The sequence below is a fragment of the Comamonas sp. F1-6 genome (assembly GCF_039581415.1).
In the GTDB taxonomy this organism is placed as follows: Bacteria; Pseudomonadota; Gammaproteobacteria; order Burkholderiales; family Burkholderiaceae_C; genus Comamonas; species Comamonas thiooxydans.
Genome location: NZ_JBCPWN010000001.1, coordinates 1 through 14,246 on the forward strand (window position 1 = coordinate 1; position 14,246 = coordinate 14,246).

General features: G+C 64.3%; 14 protein-coding genes. 5 read left to right on the forward strand and 9 right to left on the reverse strand.

Translation table 11 applies throughout. From position 1 onward, the window contains the following. A partial coding sequence (locus AAIL66_RS00005; RefSeq protein ID WP_343495725.1) for a transglycosylase SLT domain-containing protein occupies positions 1–459 on the forward strand: 459 nt, incomplete at its 5' end. 109 nt (positions 460–568) lie between these two features. Here AAIL66_RS00005 and AAIL66_RS00010 read toward each other — a convergent pair. From AAIL66_RS00010 to hemA, 8 genes are all read right to left on the reverse strand, one after another. Next, on the reverse strand, positions 569–1,951 hold the full coding sequence (locus AAIL66_RS00010; RefSeq protein ID WP_343495726.1) for a hemolysin family protein: 1,383 nt from the start codon (positions 1,949–1,951) through the stop codon (positions 569–571). A 97-nt stretch (positions 1,952–2,048) separates the two neighbouring features. Next, positions 2,049–2,507: a ribonuclease HI family protein gene (locus AAIL66_RS00015; protein WP_343495727.1), complete on the reverse strand. Its 459-nt coding sequence runs from the start codon at positions 2,505–2,507 to the stop codon at positions 2,049–2,051. A 33-nt stretch (positions 2,508–2,540) separates the two neighbouring features. Next, positions 2,541–2,861, reverse strand: coding sequence for a Grx4 family monothiol glutaredoxin (gene grxD, locus AAIL66_RS00020; RefSeq protein ID WP_003058519.1), 321 nt, complete (start codon positions 2,859–2,861; stop codon positions 2,541–2,543). Positions 2,862–2,988: 127 nt separating this feature from the next. Next, the gene (gene prmC, locus AAIL66_RS00025; protein ID WP_343495728.1) at positions 2,989–3,864 is read right to left on the reverse strand and encodes a peptide chain release factor N(5)-glutamine methyltransferase; all 876 of its coding nucleotides are present in this window, start codon (positions 3,862–3,864) and stop codon (positions 2,989–2,991) included. A 13-nt stretch (positions 3,865–3,877) separates the two neighbouring features. Further along, a complete protein-coding gene (locus tag AAIL66_RS00030; RefSeq protein WP_343495729.1) occupies positions 3,878–4,411 on the reverse strand; it encodes an SUKH-3 domain-containing protein in 534 nt (177 codons plus the stop codon). Positions 4,412–4,420: 9 nt separating this feature from the next. After that, positions 4,421–6,397, reverse strand: coding sequence for a PEP/pyruvate-binding domain-containing protein (locus AAIL66_RS00035; RefSeq protein WP_343495730.1), 1,977 nt, complete (start codon positions 6,395–6,397; stop codon positions 4,421–4,423). Positions 6,398–6,477: 80 nt separating this feature from the next. Then, positions 6,478–7,557 carry a peptide chain release factor 1 gene (gene prfA / locus AAIL66_RS00040; protein ID WP_003058512.1) on the reverse strand — a complete coding sequence of 360 codons (1,080 nt, stop codon included), beginning with the start codon at positions 7,555–7,557 and terminating at the stop codon, positions 6,478–6,480. Positions 7,558–7,683: 126 nt separating this feature from the next. After that, positions 7,684–8,988, reverse strand: a complete 1,305-nt coding sequence (hemA, locus tag AAIL66_RS00045; protein WP_012837115.1) for a glutamyl-tRNA reductase — start codon at positions 8,986–8,988, stop codon at positions 7,684–7,686. A 72-nt stretch (positions 8,989–9,060) separates the two neighbouring features. Between hemA and AAIL66_RS00050 the strand changes: the two genes are divergently transcribed. Further along, positions 9,061–9,336, forward strand: a complete 276-nt coding sequence (locus AAIL66_RS00050) for a hypothetical protein (protein ID WP_034357547.1) — start codon at positions 9,061–9,063, stop codon at positions 9,334–9,336. 89 nt (positions 9,337–9,425) lie between these two features. Here the strand turns inward: AAIL66_RS00050 and AAIL66_RS00055 are convergent, their stop codons facing one another. After that, a complete protein-coding gene (locus AAIL66_RS00055; protein WP_034357549.1) occupies positions 9,426–10,331 on the reverse strand; it encodes a LysR substrate-binding domain-containing protein in 906 nt (301 codons plus the stop codon). A 158-nt stretch (positions 10,332–10,489) separates the two neighbouring features. On the opposite strand from AAIL66_RS00055, the gene AAIL66_RS00060 reads away from it, so the two are divergent. The 3 genes from AAIL66_RS00060 to AAIL66_RS00070 all read left to right on the forward strand — a co-directional run bounded on the left by AAIL66_RS00060 (position 10,490) and on the right by AAIL66_RS00070 (position 14,202). Then, complete coding sequence (locus AAIL66_RS00060) at positions 10,490–11,479, forward strand: tripartite tricarboxylate transporter substrate binding protein BugE (protein WP_034389215.1); 990 nt, start codon at positions 10,490–10,492, stop codon at positions 11,477–11,479. A gap of 11 nt (positions 11,480–11,490) precedes the next feature. Beyond that, on the forward strand, positions 11,491–12,384 hold the full coding sequence (locus tag AAIL66_RS00065) for an N-formylglutamate amidohydrolase (RefSeq protein WP_034389217.1): 894 nt from the start codon (positions 11,491–11,493) through the stop codon (positions 12,382–12,384). Between the two features lie 189 nt (positions 12,385–12,573). After that, positions 12,574–14,202 carry a sel1 repeat family protein gene (locus AAIL66_RS00070; protein WP_343495731.1) on the forward strand — a complete coding sequence of 543 codons (1,629 nt, stop codon included), beginning with the start codon at positions 12,574–12,576 and terminating at the stop codon, positions 14,200–14,202. Positions 14,203–14,246: the final 44 nt, after the last annotated feature.

A 14,246-nucleotide genomic window follows, 5' to 3' on the forward strand; every position in this document is an offset into this window, starting at 1 on the left:
TCCACAGCGGCGCGCATGAGCTATCTGCGCTGGCTGGTCGCCAGCAGCGACAAGCTGGCCAAGCGCAAGCCCGATCCGCAGGCGCGGCGCGAGTTCCTGCAGACCGTCTGGTACGAGTCCAAGCGCGCGGGCCTCGATGTGTCCATGGTCATGGGCCTGATACAGGTGGAGAGCGGTTATCGCAAATACGCCATCTCCAGCGTGGGCGCGCGTGGCTATATGCAGATCATGCCGTTCTGGATGCGGCTGATCGGTGACGGCGATATCGGCAAGCTGTTCCACATGCAGACCAATCTGCGCTTCGGCTGCGTGATCCTGCGCCACTACATGGACCGCGAAAAAGGCGATGCCTACATGGCACTGGGCCGCTACAACGGCAGCCGGGGCCAGCCCCAGTATCCGAATGCCGTGTTCGGCGCCCAGCGGCGCTGGCTGGTGGAAGAGCCGCAGCCGGTCTGATGCCGTGACGATATACAGAAAAAAGAGAGCGCCTGGCGCTCTCTTTTCATTGGTTTCAGCAAGAAAAGAACCTGAAGTCCTTTGGGGATAAGCGCAAGAAGCTACTGATTCAGGAGTGGCTGCTTTTGCCAGCCTGGGACTGGGCAGCGCTGCCCTGCACCTTGGCCGCTGCGGCCGCCGAAGGTGCGGCAGATTCGGCCGTGGGCTCGGGCAGATGGGTCACCATGACCTGGTCGATGCGATAGCTGTCCACGTCCAGCACCTCGAACTTGAAGCCGCCCCAGGTGACGGTATCGGTGCGGCGCGGCACGCGGCGCAGCATGACCATGAGAAAGCCGGCCAGCGTTTCGTACTCGTCGTCATGCGGCATATCGTCCAGATGCAGCACGCGCATCACGTCCTCGATGGGCGTGATGCCGTCGATCAGCCAGGAATGCTCGTCGCGGCGGATGATCTGCTCCTCGTCGGCCGGGCCGACCAGATCGCCCATCACTGTGCTCATCACGTCGTTGAGCGTCACCACGCCCACGACCAGGCTGTATTCGTTGACGATGACGGCAAAGTCCTCGTGCACCATGCGGAACTGCTCCAGCACCTCGGCCAGCGTCAGGCGGTCGGGCACGATGAGCACCTTGCGGATCAGGCTGTCGTCGCTGAGCGACAGCGGCTGGTTGTTGAGCGCGCGCTGGAACAGGTCCTTGGCGTCCACATAGCCGATCACATGGTCGATATCGCCGTCGCAGACCGGGTAGGTGGAAAAGGGCTCCTCGGCAATGCGGGCGCGGATGATGGCGTCGCTGTCGTCGCGGTAGAAGAAGGCCACGCTGTCGCGCTGGGTCATGGCAGAGGCCACGGTGCGCGAGTCCAGCTCGAAGACATTGGCAATCACCTGCTGCTCGCGGGCGGCCAGCACGCCGGCCTTGGTGCCCGCTTCGGTCATGGCCAGGATGTCGTCGCTGGTGATGCGCTCGTCGCGCGTCGGAGGCAGGCCCAACAGGCGAAACAGGGTGTCGGTCGCCAGGTTGTAGAACCAGATGATGGGCTTGAAGATCACCACAAACCAGCGCATGGGTGCGAGCACGCGCACCACATAGCGCTCGGGCTCGTTCATGCTGATGCGGCGTGGCAACAGATCGGCCAGCAGGATGAAGGCCGAGGTGACTATGAAAAACGAGAGCAGGAACCCCAGAGTTGTAGAGAGGCTGGGCGAGAACCAGATCGAGAAGAACTCGGTCAGCGCAGGGCTGAACGCACCCTCGCCGACGATGCCGCCGAGTATGGCGACGGCATTCTGTCCCACTTGCACCACGGTGAAATATTCGCCCGGCTGCTCCTGTACGCGCAGCGCATGCTCGGCTCCCTCGTTGCCGTCGTCGGCCATCTGGCGCAGGCGCAGGCGGCGCGAGGCGGCCAGAGAAATCTCCGCCACAGAGAAAAAGGCGCTGAGCAGAATCAGCAGAACAATCACCGCAAGGCTTTGGGACACACTCATAGGCAGGGCTGCTGCGGCACGTTGACGTGCCTGCGGCCGGTTATCAAGGAGTCTCTATTCGACCACATAAAGCCTGCGGCAGGCAGCCGTACTGGCTTCAGGGCTGAAGCGCGGCTGCCGAACGGGCCATGCGTGCCAGCGCATCGGCCTCGGTATTGCGGTGTCTGGGCACCCATTGCAGCACCAGCTCGTCAAAGTCCTGCATCTGTGCGCGGGCGGCCTCGAACAGCGGGGCGAGTCGGGCGATGGGCCGCGCCGGCTTGGCCGTGGGCGGGCCGAGCTGCTCCAGCAGGACCCGGGAATCGGTGCGCACGGTCAGGCTGCGCGTGCCGAGATCGCGTGCCAGCTTCAGGGCGGCCATCAGCGCGCGCAGCTCGGCTTCGTTGTTGCAGCCGCTGCGGTGCAGATCCTGCGACAGCGTATGGCGGCTGCCATCGGGCAGCTGCAGCAACACGCCCAGGCTCATGGGGCCGGGGTTGGGCAGGGCACTGCCATCGATATGGATGCAGCAGTGGTGAGGGGGAACAGGTTTGGGGGGCGGCATGAAAAAAGCCACCGGGGTGCCGGTGGCTTGCAGACGGGGTTGGGCTTACTTGGCGGCCAGCACTTGCTGCAGCTCGCCCGATTCGTACATCTCCATCATGATGTCCGAGCCACCGATGAATTCGCCCTTGATGTAGAGCTGGGGGATCGTGGGCCACTGGCTGTAGTCCTTGATGCCCTGGCGGATTTCCTGGTCTTCCAGCACGTTCACGGTGGCGATGGACTTGGCGTCCACGCCGCAGGCCTTGAGGATCTGGATGGCACGGCCGGAGAAGCCGCACTGGGGGAAGCTGGCGTTGCCCTTCATGAACAGCAGGATGTCGTTGTTCTTGACCAGGTCGTCGATGCGTTGTTGAGTGTTGCTCATAGTGGGCTCCGGATTTTGGAAATGGCGGTACCAGCCGCGATGTCTGCAATTATTTCACCGACCGCAAGGAATGCGATGCTGTGAGGAAATCTTGCTACGTGTTTATCTGGGGGCTAAGGTCTGGAAATCAAGCCTTGCCGGTCCGGCAACCGCCCGTGCAGCGTGCAATGCCGGCCAGGTCGTGGCGGTGCTGGACCTGCTCGAAGCCGGCCGCCTGCATGAGCCGCGCCACGTCTTCGGCCTGATCCCAGCCATGCTCGAAAAGCAGCCAGCCACCAGCCTTCAGGCGGGCCGGAGCTTGGTCGATGATGCTGCGTATGTCCTCCAGCCCATCCGCGCCGCTAGCCAGGGCCGACAGCGGCTCGTGGGTCAGCGCCGCCAGGTGCGGGTCGTCGGCGCGAATATAGGGCGGATTGCTGACGATCAGATCGACGGGTTCCAGCCCGTCCAGAGGCTCCAGCCAGCTGCCATGGGCGAACTGCACGGGCAGTTGAAGCCGGGCGGCGTTGCTGCGGGCCACGGCCAGGGCATCGGCGCTGGCGTCCACGGCGATGACCCGGGCTGAGGGGCGCTGGCTTTGCAGGGCCAGGGCGATGGCGCCGCTGCCGGTGCCCAGGTCTATAACGCGAACCGGCTGCCTTTCGGGCATGAGCTCCAGCGCCCAGTCCACCAGGGTCTCGCTATCGGGGCGCGGGTCCAGCACCCTGCTGTCCACGGCCAGATCCAGGCCGTAGAACTCCTTGTTTCCGGTCAGGTAGGCGACAGGCGTGCCTTGCTGGCGCAGGGCGCACAGCTGGTCCCAGCGTTGCTGCTGCTCCTGACTGAGGGCATCGCAGTCATGCGTGATGAGCCAGGCGCGGGCATGCGCTGGCTGCTGCATCAAGTGCAGCAGCAGCATCTGTGCATCGACACGCGCCAGGCCTTGGCGGGCGGCTTGCTGCAGGGCTTGAGCGACGGAGAAAGTGGGGGACGAGGGTTCGGTCATGGCTTGGCCGGCGGCCATCTTCTTCGGAAATTCAGTAGCGGTATATCTCGGGGTCGCCCGCCTTGTAGAGCGTGCCGTACAGCTGGGTCGACGACTGGCCGGGCTCCAGCATGGGGCGCGAACGTATTCCCAGCAACAGATGCTCCAGCGCCTGCTGAAGATTCTCGCCCTCGAAGCTCATACCTACAAAAGACCAGGAAAAGCAGCGTCCATCGCCGGCCATCAGCAGCTGGCCGTGGGAGTGGTGAACTTCGGCAACTGCTATCAGCCGGGTGTCCAGGCGCTGTTCCCAGGAGAGCAGGGCGTCGTCCGCATCTTCGCCGGTGAAATGCGCTTCGAGCCAATCAAACTCTATATCGCTGCTGGCGCATTCCAGCCCCTTGCCCACCTGGCCTATGTGCAAGCCCGCCAGGTTCTGCAGCGCAGCCACGGCGGGGTGGCAGGCCAGACCGGGCTGTTGGTTCAGAGCGCTCCGGACAAGCGCCGGTATGGCGACCTCTCGCTGCGGGGTCCAGCCCTGGGCTTGCAGCAGCTCAATGACGACAGGTGACTCGAAATTCAGCATGGCGGATTCTTAACGTCCGGGCGCCGAGATGAAGGGGCGCGATTGCAGGATGATGAGCTGATCGCCCTGCACGGCCCACTCGATGTCCTGGTCCTTGCCGCCAAAGCGTTGCTTGATGCCGGCTCCGGCACGCGCCAGTCGCTGCACCAGCGTATCGCTGAGCACGGCGCGGCCGGCAGTCACGGCCACTTCGCGCACGCCGCCCCTGGCATCCAGCTGCAGCGCCACATCGTCCTGGGAACGGTTGAGCACCTGCACGGCCTTGCTGCGGCTGGAGTAGAGGATTTGCTCCGCGACCCGCTTGCCTTCGACCACGCGGATGCCTATGCCGCGCTTGGCGGCGATATAGCTCATGTGGCGGTGTGAGGCATCGAAGGGGTCGCGGGTGATCATCACGCCAGAGGCGGAGGAGTCCACGGCTTTTTGCACAAACACCGACATCATCAGCTGCGCATCGTCGATGCCCGCTGCCTGTCTGGCTTCCCAGGCCTCGAAGTTGTAGATCGAGGCCCAGACCTTGCGCACCGCGGCGACCAGGTCCGTATCGCTGCGTACATTGGGCACGGTGGTGTAGAGGCCTGCTCCGCTGAAGCTGGGCAGGTCCTCGGAGCTGGAAGAGCTGCGCACGAACACGCCCTGGCTGCCCAACTGGCCGGACCAGCGCCGGACCCAGGCATCGGCCACGGCCGGGCTGACGGGCCATTGCTCGATTTCGGCCTGCAGCGCGGACAGGGCCTGCCTTCGGATGCCTGCATCCGTCGCGAAGCCGGGCTGCTGGCGCATGCGGGCAATGCGCTCGGCCAAGCCGTTGGAGCGCATGAAGTCGGCATAGGCGGCAAACGGAATGCAAAAGCCATCGGGCACGCTGACGTCCGCGAGGCGGGCGGACTGGATCTCGCCCAGATTGGCGGCCTTGGCACCGCAGCGGCGGCGATCCGCGCTGCGCAGGGCCGCCAGGGGCACCAGTTCGCTGCGACTCAGATCGGGCTGAAGCAAGACCTTGCGGCCCTTGGGCGGCGGCTGCTGGGCCTGCTTTTCGGCGCTCTGTTGTTCGGCAGCCGTGGCGGCGCGCAGCGCAAAGCCGGCGGGCTGTACGTCGATATGCACCCAGCGGCCGTTGAAGTCCGCGTATTGCTCGGCCGCTTTTTGCACATAGGCATTAGGTATGCCCCAGCCACGCGCCAGCAGATTGACATGGGATAGCACCGTGGAAGGGCGCTCCGTCACCACGCCGGCCACGGGCGGCAGGCTGATGGGTACTTCGCGCAACAGCACGATGTCCCTGGGCTGGAGGTCATTCACGGCCTCGGCCTGGTTCAGGATGCGCAGCCGGCCCACGGCCTGGCCCTGGTTCAGCGGCAGATAGGTCTGGGCTCCCAGCAACTGGGCCTGGGTGACCGCTGCAACACCGGCCTGCTGGGCCACGGCTTCCTGCTGCGTGGAGTTGGCCTTGAAGCGCACAGGGGCGAAGAAGCCGGTTTTCAGCGCGGCCGCCGTGGTCTGTAGCAGCTCGGGCGTGAGCTGGTCGCCTTCCCAGAACTCGTAGCTGTAGTCCTTGAGCACGGGCTGCCAGCTCAGCGTGCCGAGAATGAAGCGACGGCCTGGCTCGCGGTAATTGCGGTTGAACTCTGGCTTGCCGCCCCGCAGCAGGCTTTTGGCGCGCAGAAAATCTTCGTGAAACGCGTAACGCGGCGTGTTGATGAAATGCAGCGGCGTGCTCTTGCTTTGGCGGTCGATCACAAACAGCACATGGGGCATGGCGCTGACCGGATCGAAGATGCGGGCTACGCGATCGAAATCGGCGCGGCTGGTCAGGGCCGGCAGGCTGGCAGGAGCGTTGCGGTTGCCGCTGGCGTCAACCGGGCGCCCCGCACCCGAGTCATAGGCCGATGGCTTGCGCAAGGCCTGAGCCTGGGCGGCGGTCGATGTGAACAACAGGCCGGATAGCAGAGCAGAAACCAGAACCGGCAAAAAGCGCTGTGTCATCTTGAAATTGTTCCCATTTCTGGCGAAGCGTTCTAACGGACCCGGCTCGAGCAGGCTGCAGCCTGCCGGTGCCTGCAGACTCAGGAAGCGGCCAGCTCTGCCAGCAACTCGGCCTCGCGTGCATGTTGCAGGGCCTGGATCACGTCGCCCAGATCGCCTTCCATCACGGCCAGCAGCTTGTACAGCGTGAGGTTGATGCGGTGGTCGGTGAGGCGGCCCTGGGGAAAGTTGTAGGTGCGGATGCGGTCGCTGCGGTCGCCCGAGCCGATCAGGCCCTTGCGCATGGCGGCTTCCTTGGCGGCCCGCTCGCTGCGTTCCTTTTCCTGGATGCGGGCCTGCAGCACCTGCAGGGCCTTGGCCTTGTTGCTGTGCTGGCTGCGGCCGTCCTGGCATTCGGCCACGATGCCCGTGGGCAGGTGGACCACGCGCACGGCGGAGTCGGTCTTGTTGATGTGCTGGCCGCCGGCACCGCTGGCGCGAAAGGTGTCGATGCGCAGATCGGCGGGATTGAGCGTGATGGCTTCGGCCTCGTCGGGCTCGGGCATCACGGCCACGGTGCAGGCGCTGGTGTGGATGCGCCCCTGGGTTTCGGTGGCGGGCACACGCTGCACGCGGTGGCCGCCCGACTCGAAGCGCAGCGCGCCGTACACATTGTCGCCCTCGATGCGCAGCACCACTTCCTTATAGCCGCCGATTTCGTTTTCGCTGGCGCTCATCACTTCCACCTTCCAGCCCACGTTGGCGGCGTAGCGGGTGTACATGCGGGTCAGGTCGCCGGCAAACAGGGCCGACTCGTCGCCGCCTGTGCCGGCGCGGATTTCGACAAAGGCGGGGCGGGCATCGTCGGGGTCCTTGGGCAGCAGCAGGCGCTGCAGCTCGTCTTCGAGCTTGATCAGCTCGGCCTCGCCGCTGCCGATCTCTTCCTGAGCCATTTCGGCCATGTCGGGGTCGTCCAGCATTTCACGCGCGGCGGCGATGTCGGCTTCGGTCTGCAGGTAGCGGGTGTAGCGACTGGCAATGGCCGTCACATCGGCATGTTCGCGCGAGATGGTGCGGTACTGCTTCATGTCGCCCATGATGTCTTCGCGCGAGAGCAGAAAATCCAGCTCCTGCAGGCGTTGGGCATAGCGTTCGAGCTGGTTGCGCAAAAAGTCTTGCATAGGGGGTACCGAGGGCTTGGGAAAGGTGAGGGGGCTCACCTTTGTGGAGTCAGGGAAGAGGGAGGACAGGCCACGGTCGGGCCTTGCGCTGCGCGAGGACGGCAGCGACCAAGCGGGCGAGCGTCGCTAAAGCTTGCTGGGGTTGCGGCTGGCGCGCAGGAACAGGCGGGAGACGGTGTCCGCCGTCTGGGCGCGCTCTTCGGCATCGCCCTTGTGCAGCTCGGCCATGGTGCCGTGCAGCATTTTCTGTGTGAGGCCGCGCGAGAGCGCTTCCAGAACGGTATCGATGTCTTCGCCCTTGGCCAGAAGCTTTTTGGCGCGGGCAATTTCCAGCGCACGCCATTCGTCGGCCTGGGCATTGACCTGCTGGATCAGCGAGACCGCGCCACCCACGGGATTGCGCTGGTCCATCCACTGCATAAAGCTCTGTACGCCGGTGTCGATGATGACTTCGGCCTGTTGCACGGCGGCCTGGCGCTGGGCCTGACCGGTGCGCACGACGGTTGCCAGATCGTCCACGGTATAGAGATAGACGTCGTTGAGGTCTTTGACCTCGGATTCGATATCGCGGGGCACGGCCAGATCGACCATGAAGATGGGGCGGCGCTTGCGCTTCTTGAGGGCCGACTCCACGGCACCCAGGCCGATGATGGGCAGGGTGGATGCCGTGCAGCTGATGATGGCGTCGTACTCGTGCAGATGCTCGGGCAGGTCGGCCAGACGCATGGTGCCGGCGCCGAACTGGGCGGCGAGCTTCTCGCCGCGCTCCATGGTGCGGTTGGCGATGGTGATCTGTCTGGGGTTGCGGGCGGCGAAGTGGGTGGAGACCAGCTCGATCATCTCGCCCGCGCCCACGAAGAGCACGCGAATCTTGCTGAGGTCTTCGAACAGCTGGCCGGCCAGGCGCACGGCAGCGGCAGCCATGGAGATGCTGTGCGCGCCGATCTCGGTGGAGCTGCGCACTTCCTTGGCCACGGCAAAGCTGCGCTGGAACAACTGGTTGAGCGTGGTGCCCAGGGCACCCGCAGTCTCGGCCGCGCGCACGGCGTTCTTCATCTGGCCGAGGATCTGCGCCTCGCCCAGCACCATGGAGTCCAGCCCCGAGGCCACGCGGAAGGCGTGGCGGGCGACCGAGCCATCCTGCAGCAGATACGAGTGCTGGCGCAGCAATTCAGGCGCCACGCCGCCGCTGTTGGCCAGCCAGTGCATGGTGTGATCCATGGCGGGGGCGTCGGCAGCGCAGTAGATCTCGGTGCGGTTGCAGGTGGAGAGGATGGCGGTTTCCACGGCGCTGTGAGCCCTGCCAGCGTGGGACAGAGATGCGCGCAGGCCTTGCAGCGTCGGCGCGATCTGATCGAGCGCGAACGCAAAACGGCCCCGCATATCGAGCGGAGCCGTGTGGTGATTGATACCTAAAGCCCAGACTGCCATAACAGGGGATTATAAAATTTAGTACCGAATTGGGCACCCCCCGGGCTCAAAGCCTTGGAATCGATTGTTGCCATGGATTTTGTTGCGAGCGTTAATCATTTACTCAACTTCCTCGCCCCTGCGTTTTTTCTCGCTCTGGGCCTGGCAATCTGTGCTCGCGTTTTAAAGCAAAACAAGGCTGGAGCCCAATCCTTCATTGCGCAGGTAGCTATTAATTTCATATTGGGTGGGGCGGTTTTGCTGCTCAGTCTCTGGCTGTTTTCACGCGACGGCAAGATGCTCGCTTATGCCGCACTGGTCTGCACAAGTGCCTGCTGCCAGTGGGTGCTTTCCAGAGCCTGGCGCTGATTGGCGTACCGGCCGGAAAGCTGTTTTGCGTGAAATTTTGATCTGACTCAAGAGTGCCTGTTGTATTCGCGCCAGTGTCTGGCCAGGCCTCAGTCGCTGACGGCCCTGGGCCCGGCCTGCTCCAGTATCCAGCGGCGAAACTGCTTCAAGGTCTCCGTGGGGGGGCGGTTGCCTTGCTGGCACAGAAAGTAGCCGCGTTCGATATGCACCGGCGCATCCAGCGCCAGAGCCACGCGGCCCGAGGCCAGATCCTCCTCCACCAGGCAGCGCTGTACCATGGCCACACCCATACCCGCGGCCACGGCCTGCACCAGCAGGGCCACGGTCTCAAAGTCCGCGACCGGAGCGGGGCAGGGCTGGCTCAGGCCCCGGGCCTGCATCCAGCTGGCCCAGTTGCCCGGGTAGTTGGTGTGGAATAGCAGCGGGCGGCTCAGCAGATCCTGCTCGCTGCGGATGGGGTTCGGCCCTTGCAGCTCGCGCGGGTGGCAGATGGGGATGAGGTCGCGGCCGATCACATACTCGGCCTCCACGCCCGCCGGCCATTGCTGGCTGCCGACGCGAATCCAGGCATCGATCTCAGGCGCATTGAGCGGATCGTCGCGCCGGTAGGGCGCGAAGGAAAGCATGATTTGCGGATGACGGCGGTTGAAGTCGGGCAGGCGCGGAATCAGCCAGTGGCTGAACAGCGTGGGAACGACCGACAGGCGCAGCTGCGGCCCGTGGCGGCGCCTGCGGGCGGCGGCCGATGCGGCCTCTATCGCCATCACGGCAGGCTCTATCGCCTGCAGATAGTCCTGTCCTGCCGCGGTAAGCGCGTTGCGTCTGCCCAGGCGCTCGAACAGGGCAAAGCCCAGATGTTCCTCAAGTCTGGCAATGGCCCGGCTGATGCCGCCCTGCGTCACATACAGCTCCTGCGCGGCGAGCGAGTAACTGCCCAGGCGGGCGGCCGCGGCAAAGGCGTGAAGTTCGGAGAGGGAGGGAGAGTGCATGCGCATGACGGTTTGGATTATGACGGTTGGTAATACTTGCGTGCCGTCTTGTCGCTTTTCGCCATGCGGCCTGGGGCACAGAATGAAACAAAGGTCGGAGCGTCCGGTGAAACGCTCTGAACCGGCCCATAACCAGTCTTTCAAGAGATCCAAGGAGAAGCCGCATGGCCATTCGTCGTACCGTTCTGTCGTCCATTGCCGCCTGCGCAGCGGCAGCCGCGCTGTCCCCCGCGTTCGCTGCCAATGCCGCAGCTGACTACCCCAATCGCCCCATCCGCCTGGTTGTGCCCTTTGGCGCCGGCGGGTCCACCGACATGGTGGCGCGTCTGCTGGCCGAGAAAATGAGCACGGTGCTCGGCAAGTCCGTGGTGGTGGACAACAAGGGCGGCGCGGGCGGCTCCATCGGGGCGACTGAAATCGCCAAGGCGGCACCCGACGGCTACACCATCGGCATGGCCACGGTGTCCACCCATGGCTCCAATCCGGCCATCTTCCGCAAGCTGCCTTATGACGCGATCAAGGACTTCGCCCCCATCACCAATGTGATGAGCGTGCCCAGCGTGTTCGTGGTGAACGCCAGCGTGCCTGCCAAGACCATGAAGGAATTCATTGCACTGGCCAAGGCCAACCCTGACAAGTACACCTTTGCATCGCCGGGCACGGGTTCCCTGGGTCATGCCAATATCGAGAACTTCATGAATCTGGCTGGTATCCAGTTGCTGCACATTCCCTACAAGGGTGCGGGCCAGGCCATTACCGATGCGCTGGGCGGGCAGGTCAATGCCATGACGGACAACCTGCCTTCGACCCTGCCGCATATCAAGGCCGGCCAGCTGCGTCCTCTGGCCGTGCTGGCACTCAAGCGCAGCGATGTGCTGCCCGATGTGCCCACCTATACCGAGCTGGGCTATCCCCAGATGGGTGACGGCGGCTGGTTCGGCTTGGTGGCGCCTGCGGGCACACCCAAAGCGATCATCGACAAGCTCAACGCTGCGGCGCACAAGGTCATGGCTTCGCCCGACTATCTGGAAAAGCAGAAGTCCATCTCCGGCGAGTCCATGGGCAACACGCCCGAGCAGTTTGCCAAGCAGATCAAGACCGCGATCGAGCGCTATACGGCCGTGGCCAAGCGCGCCAATATCAAGCTGGACTGATGAAGGTTTGAATGTCTGTGCCTGATTTTCTGCAAGCCAGACCGGCCGAGCCGGTGCTGGTGCACCCGGCCCGGGGAGAGGTTCTGCCCATAGTCTGCGACTCGCCGCACAGCGGCACGGCCTACCCCGAGGACTTCGGCACCGTCGTGCCCATGAGTCTGCTGCGTCGTGGCGAGGACACGCATGTGGCCGCGCTCTGGGACCGCTGGCCCGAGTTCGGCGCCACATTGCTGGAAGCGACTTTTCCGCGTACCTATGTCGATCCCAATCGCAACGAGTCCGACCTGGACCCTGCGCAGATCGAGGGCGAGTGGCCGGTGCCGCTGTCGCCCAGCATCAAGACACAGCAGGGGCTGGGCCTGATCTGGCAGCGCATCAGCAAGGCCGGCGTGGCCACTTCCTTGTATGAGCGCAAGCGCACCGTGGCCGAAGTGCAGCACCGTATCGAGCGCTACTGGCGCCCCTATCACGCGGCGCTGGCGCAGGCCATCGACGACAGCGTGGCGCGCTTCGGGGCCGTGTGGCACCTGAATCTGCACTCCATGCCCAACGATGTGTACCAGCGACTGGGACGCAGCGATGCGCCGCCGCTGGCCGACTTCGTGCTGGGCGACCGCGACGGCACGACCTGCGCGCCCGAGTTCATCCATCTGGTGGGCGATACGCTCAAGGGCTTTGGCTACAGCGTGGCCTACAACGAGCCCTACAAGGGTGTGGAGTTGATCGGGCGCATAGGCCAGCCGCAGCTCAATCGCCACTCGATGCAGATCGAGATCCGTCGCCCCGTCTATATGGATGAGGACACGCGCGAACCGAATGCCGGCTTCGAGCCGCTGCGCACGCATTTTGCCGAGCTCATGCAGGTGCTGGCGGACTATGTGCGCCAGCAGATGACCAGAGGCTGAAACCAGTCCATCGCTCCAGGCCCGGCTTTGCCGGGCTTTTTCATGTCACGGTCAAATGTCAAAAAACTGTGGCTAGGATGCCGCGATTGAGGGATTCCTTATCGAAGCTGCTATCAGAATCAGTTACGCTCGCAGGTTGGTGTCATCGTATGTCTGATGTAACAACAAGCGTCTAGGAATCGTACCGGAATGAAGTTCACTCCCATCGCAGCGCTGGTCATGTCGAGTCTGGCGGCCTTTGCCCAGAGCGCATCCGCGCAAACCGGTGCGGAAGGTCGCATGAATTTTTTGCGCGATTCCAGAGCCGCCACATCGGGCCCCCAGTTTGAATTCAGCCGTCTGCAATACGGCCCGCTGCCGATTGCCGGCACACGCGTGGCCTCCACTGCCGGTCCGCTGCAGGCTGCCGAGCGCGGCGATGCCAAGGCGCAGAACCAGCTGGGCGAAATGTATGTGCATGGACAGGGCGTGCCCCAGAATGCCGCCACAGCCGCGCAATGGTTCCGCAAGGCCGCAGCCCAGGGGCATGCGGGTGCCCAGAACAGCCTGGGGGCGCTGTATGCCAACGGCCAGGGCCTGCCGCAGAACTATCGCGAGGCTGCCCAGTGGTATGGCCGCGCGGCGCAGCAGAACAATGCCGTGGCCCAGTACAACCTGTCCCACCTCTATCAGGAAGGTCTGGGCGTGCCCCAGAGCTTCAGCACCGCTGCCCAGTGGCTGGAAAAATCCGCTGCGCAAGGCCATGTGACGGCCCAGTTCGAGCTGGGCCAGCGCTACCTCAAGGGCAATGGCGTGGCCGTGAACTACATGACGGCTGCCGACTGGTTCAAGAAAGCCGCCGATCAAGGCCATGCGGAAGCGCAGAACCAGCTGGGCTCCATGCTGTCCGACGGCGTGGGCGTGAAGCTGGACCCCGTGCAGGCCGCTCAGTGGCTGCAGCGCGCTGCCGAGCAGGGCGATGCCAGGGCCCAGAACAGCCTGGGCCGCATGTATATGGATGGCGTGGGTGTCTCGCGCGACTACAAGCTGGCGGCTTCCTGGTTCCAGAAGAGTGCCGAGCAGTGGAATGCCGACGGCCAGAACCATCTGGGCCGTCTGTATCTTTACGGTCTGGGTGTGGAGCAAAGTCCTGCCTATGCGGCGCAATGGTTCCAGCGCGCGGCCGACCAGAATCATGCCGATGCACAGTACAACCTGGGCACCATCTATGCCGAAGGTCTGGGCACGCCCCAGAACTACGGCACGGCCCTGCAGTGGTATCAGAAGGCGGCCGAGCAAGGCCATGCCGCCGCCATCAACAACGTGGGCACCTTGTACGCCGAAGGCCGTGGTGTGCCGCAGAACTATGCGACAGCCATGCAGTGGTTCCGCCGCGCAGCCGACAAGGGCGATGCCTCGGCCCAGTTCAACCTGGCGCGTCTGTATGCCGATGGCCAGGGCAGTGCAGCCAGCCCCGCTCAGGCAATGAAGTGGTATGCCGCGGCAGCCGAGCAAGGTCATTCCGGTGCACAGAATCGCCTGGGCGTGATGTACGCCGAAGGCCAGGGCGCTGCGCGCGACTATGGCAAGGCCGTGCAGTGGTATCAGCGTGCGGCCGAACAGGGTGACGCCGCCGCCCAGTACAACCTGGGCATGGTCTATGCACAGGGTCAGGGCGTGCCGCGTGACAATGCCAGGGCCTACTTCTGGTACAACCTGGCAGCCATGGAGCTGGGTGGCGACGCCGCCAAGCGCCGCGACGAAGCGGCCAACAAGCTCAGCATTGCCCAGGTGGCCGAGCAGCAGAACAAGGCACTGGCCTGGCAGCCCAAGCGCTGATTGCCGCTTGGCACTCTGGCACCCAAGCGCTTCCCTCGAGAAGC

What these genes read in the sequence shown, in the direction of transcription:
- AAIL66_RS00010 (WP_343495726.1), bottom strand. Translation starts at nt 1,951, where the DNA reads ATGAGTGTGTCCCAAAGCCTTGCGGTGATTGTTCTGCTGATTCTGCTC.
- grxD (WP_003058519.1), bottom strand. Translation starts at nt 2,861, where the DNA reads ATGAGCAACACTCAACAACGCATCGACGACCTGGTCAAGAACAACGAC.
- prmC (WP_343495728.1), bottom strand. Translation starts at nt 3,864, where the DNA reads ATGGCCGCCGGCCAAGCCATGACCGAACCCTCGTCCCCCACTTTCTCC.
- AAIL66_RS00030 (WP_343495729.1), bottom strand. Translation starts at nt 4,411, where the DNA reads ATGCTGAATTTCGAGTCACCTGTCGTCATTGAGCTGCTGCAAGCCCAG.
- AAIL66_RS00035 (WP_343495730.1), bottom strand. Translation starts at nt 6,397, where the DNA reads ATGACACAGCGCTTTTTGCCGGTTCTGGTTTCTGCTCTGCTATCCGGC.
- prfA (WP_003058512.1), bottom strand. Translation starts at nt 7,557, where the DNA reads ATGCAAGACTTTTTGCGCAACCAGCTCGAACGCTATGCCCAACGCCTG.
- hemA (WP_012837115.1), bottom strand. Translation starts at nt 8,988, where the DNA reads ATGGCAGTCTGGGCTTTAGGTATCAATCACCACACGGCTCCGCTCGAT.
- AAIL66_RS00050 (WP_034357547.1), top strand. Translation starts at nt 9,061, where the DNA reads ATGGATTTTGTTGCGAGCGTTAATCATTTACTCAACTTCCTCGCCCCT.
- AAIL66_RS00055 (WP_034357549.1), bottom strand. Translation starts at nt 10,331, where the DNA reads ATGCGCATGCACTCTCCCTCCCTCTCCGAACTTCACGCCTTTGCCGCG.
- AAIL66_RS00060 (WP_034389215.1), top strand. Translation starts at nt 10,490, where the DNA reads ATGGCCATTCGTCGTACCGTTCTGTCGTCCATTGCCGCCTGCGCAGCG.
- AAIL66_RS00065 (WP_034389217.1), top strand. Translation starts at nt 11,491, where the DNA reads ATGTCTGTGCCTGATTTTCTGCAAGCCAGACCGGCCGAGCCGGTGCTG.
- AAIL66_RS00070 (WP_343495731.1), top strand. Translation starts at nt 12,574, where the DNA reads ATGAAGTTCACTCCCATCGCAGCGCTGGTCATGTCGAGTCTGGCGGCC.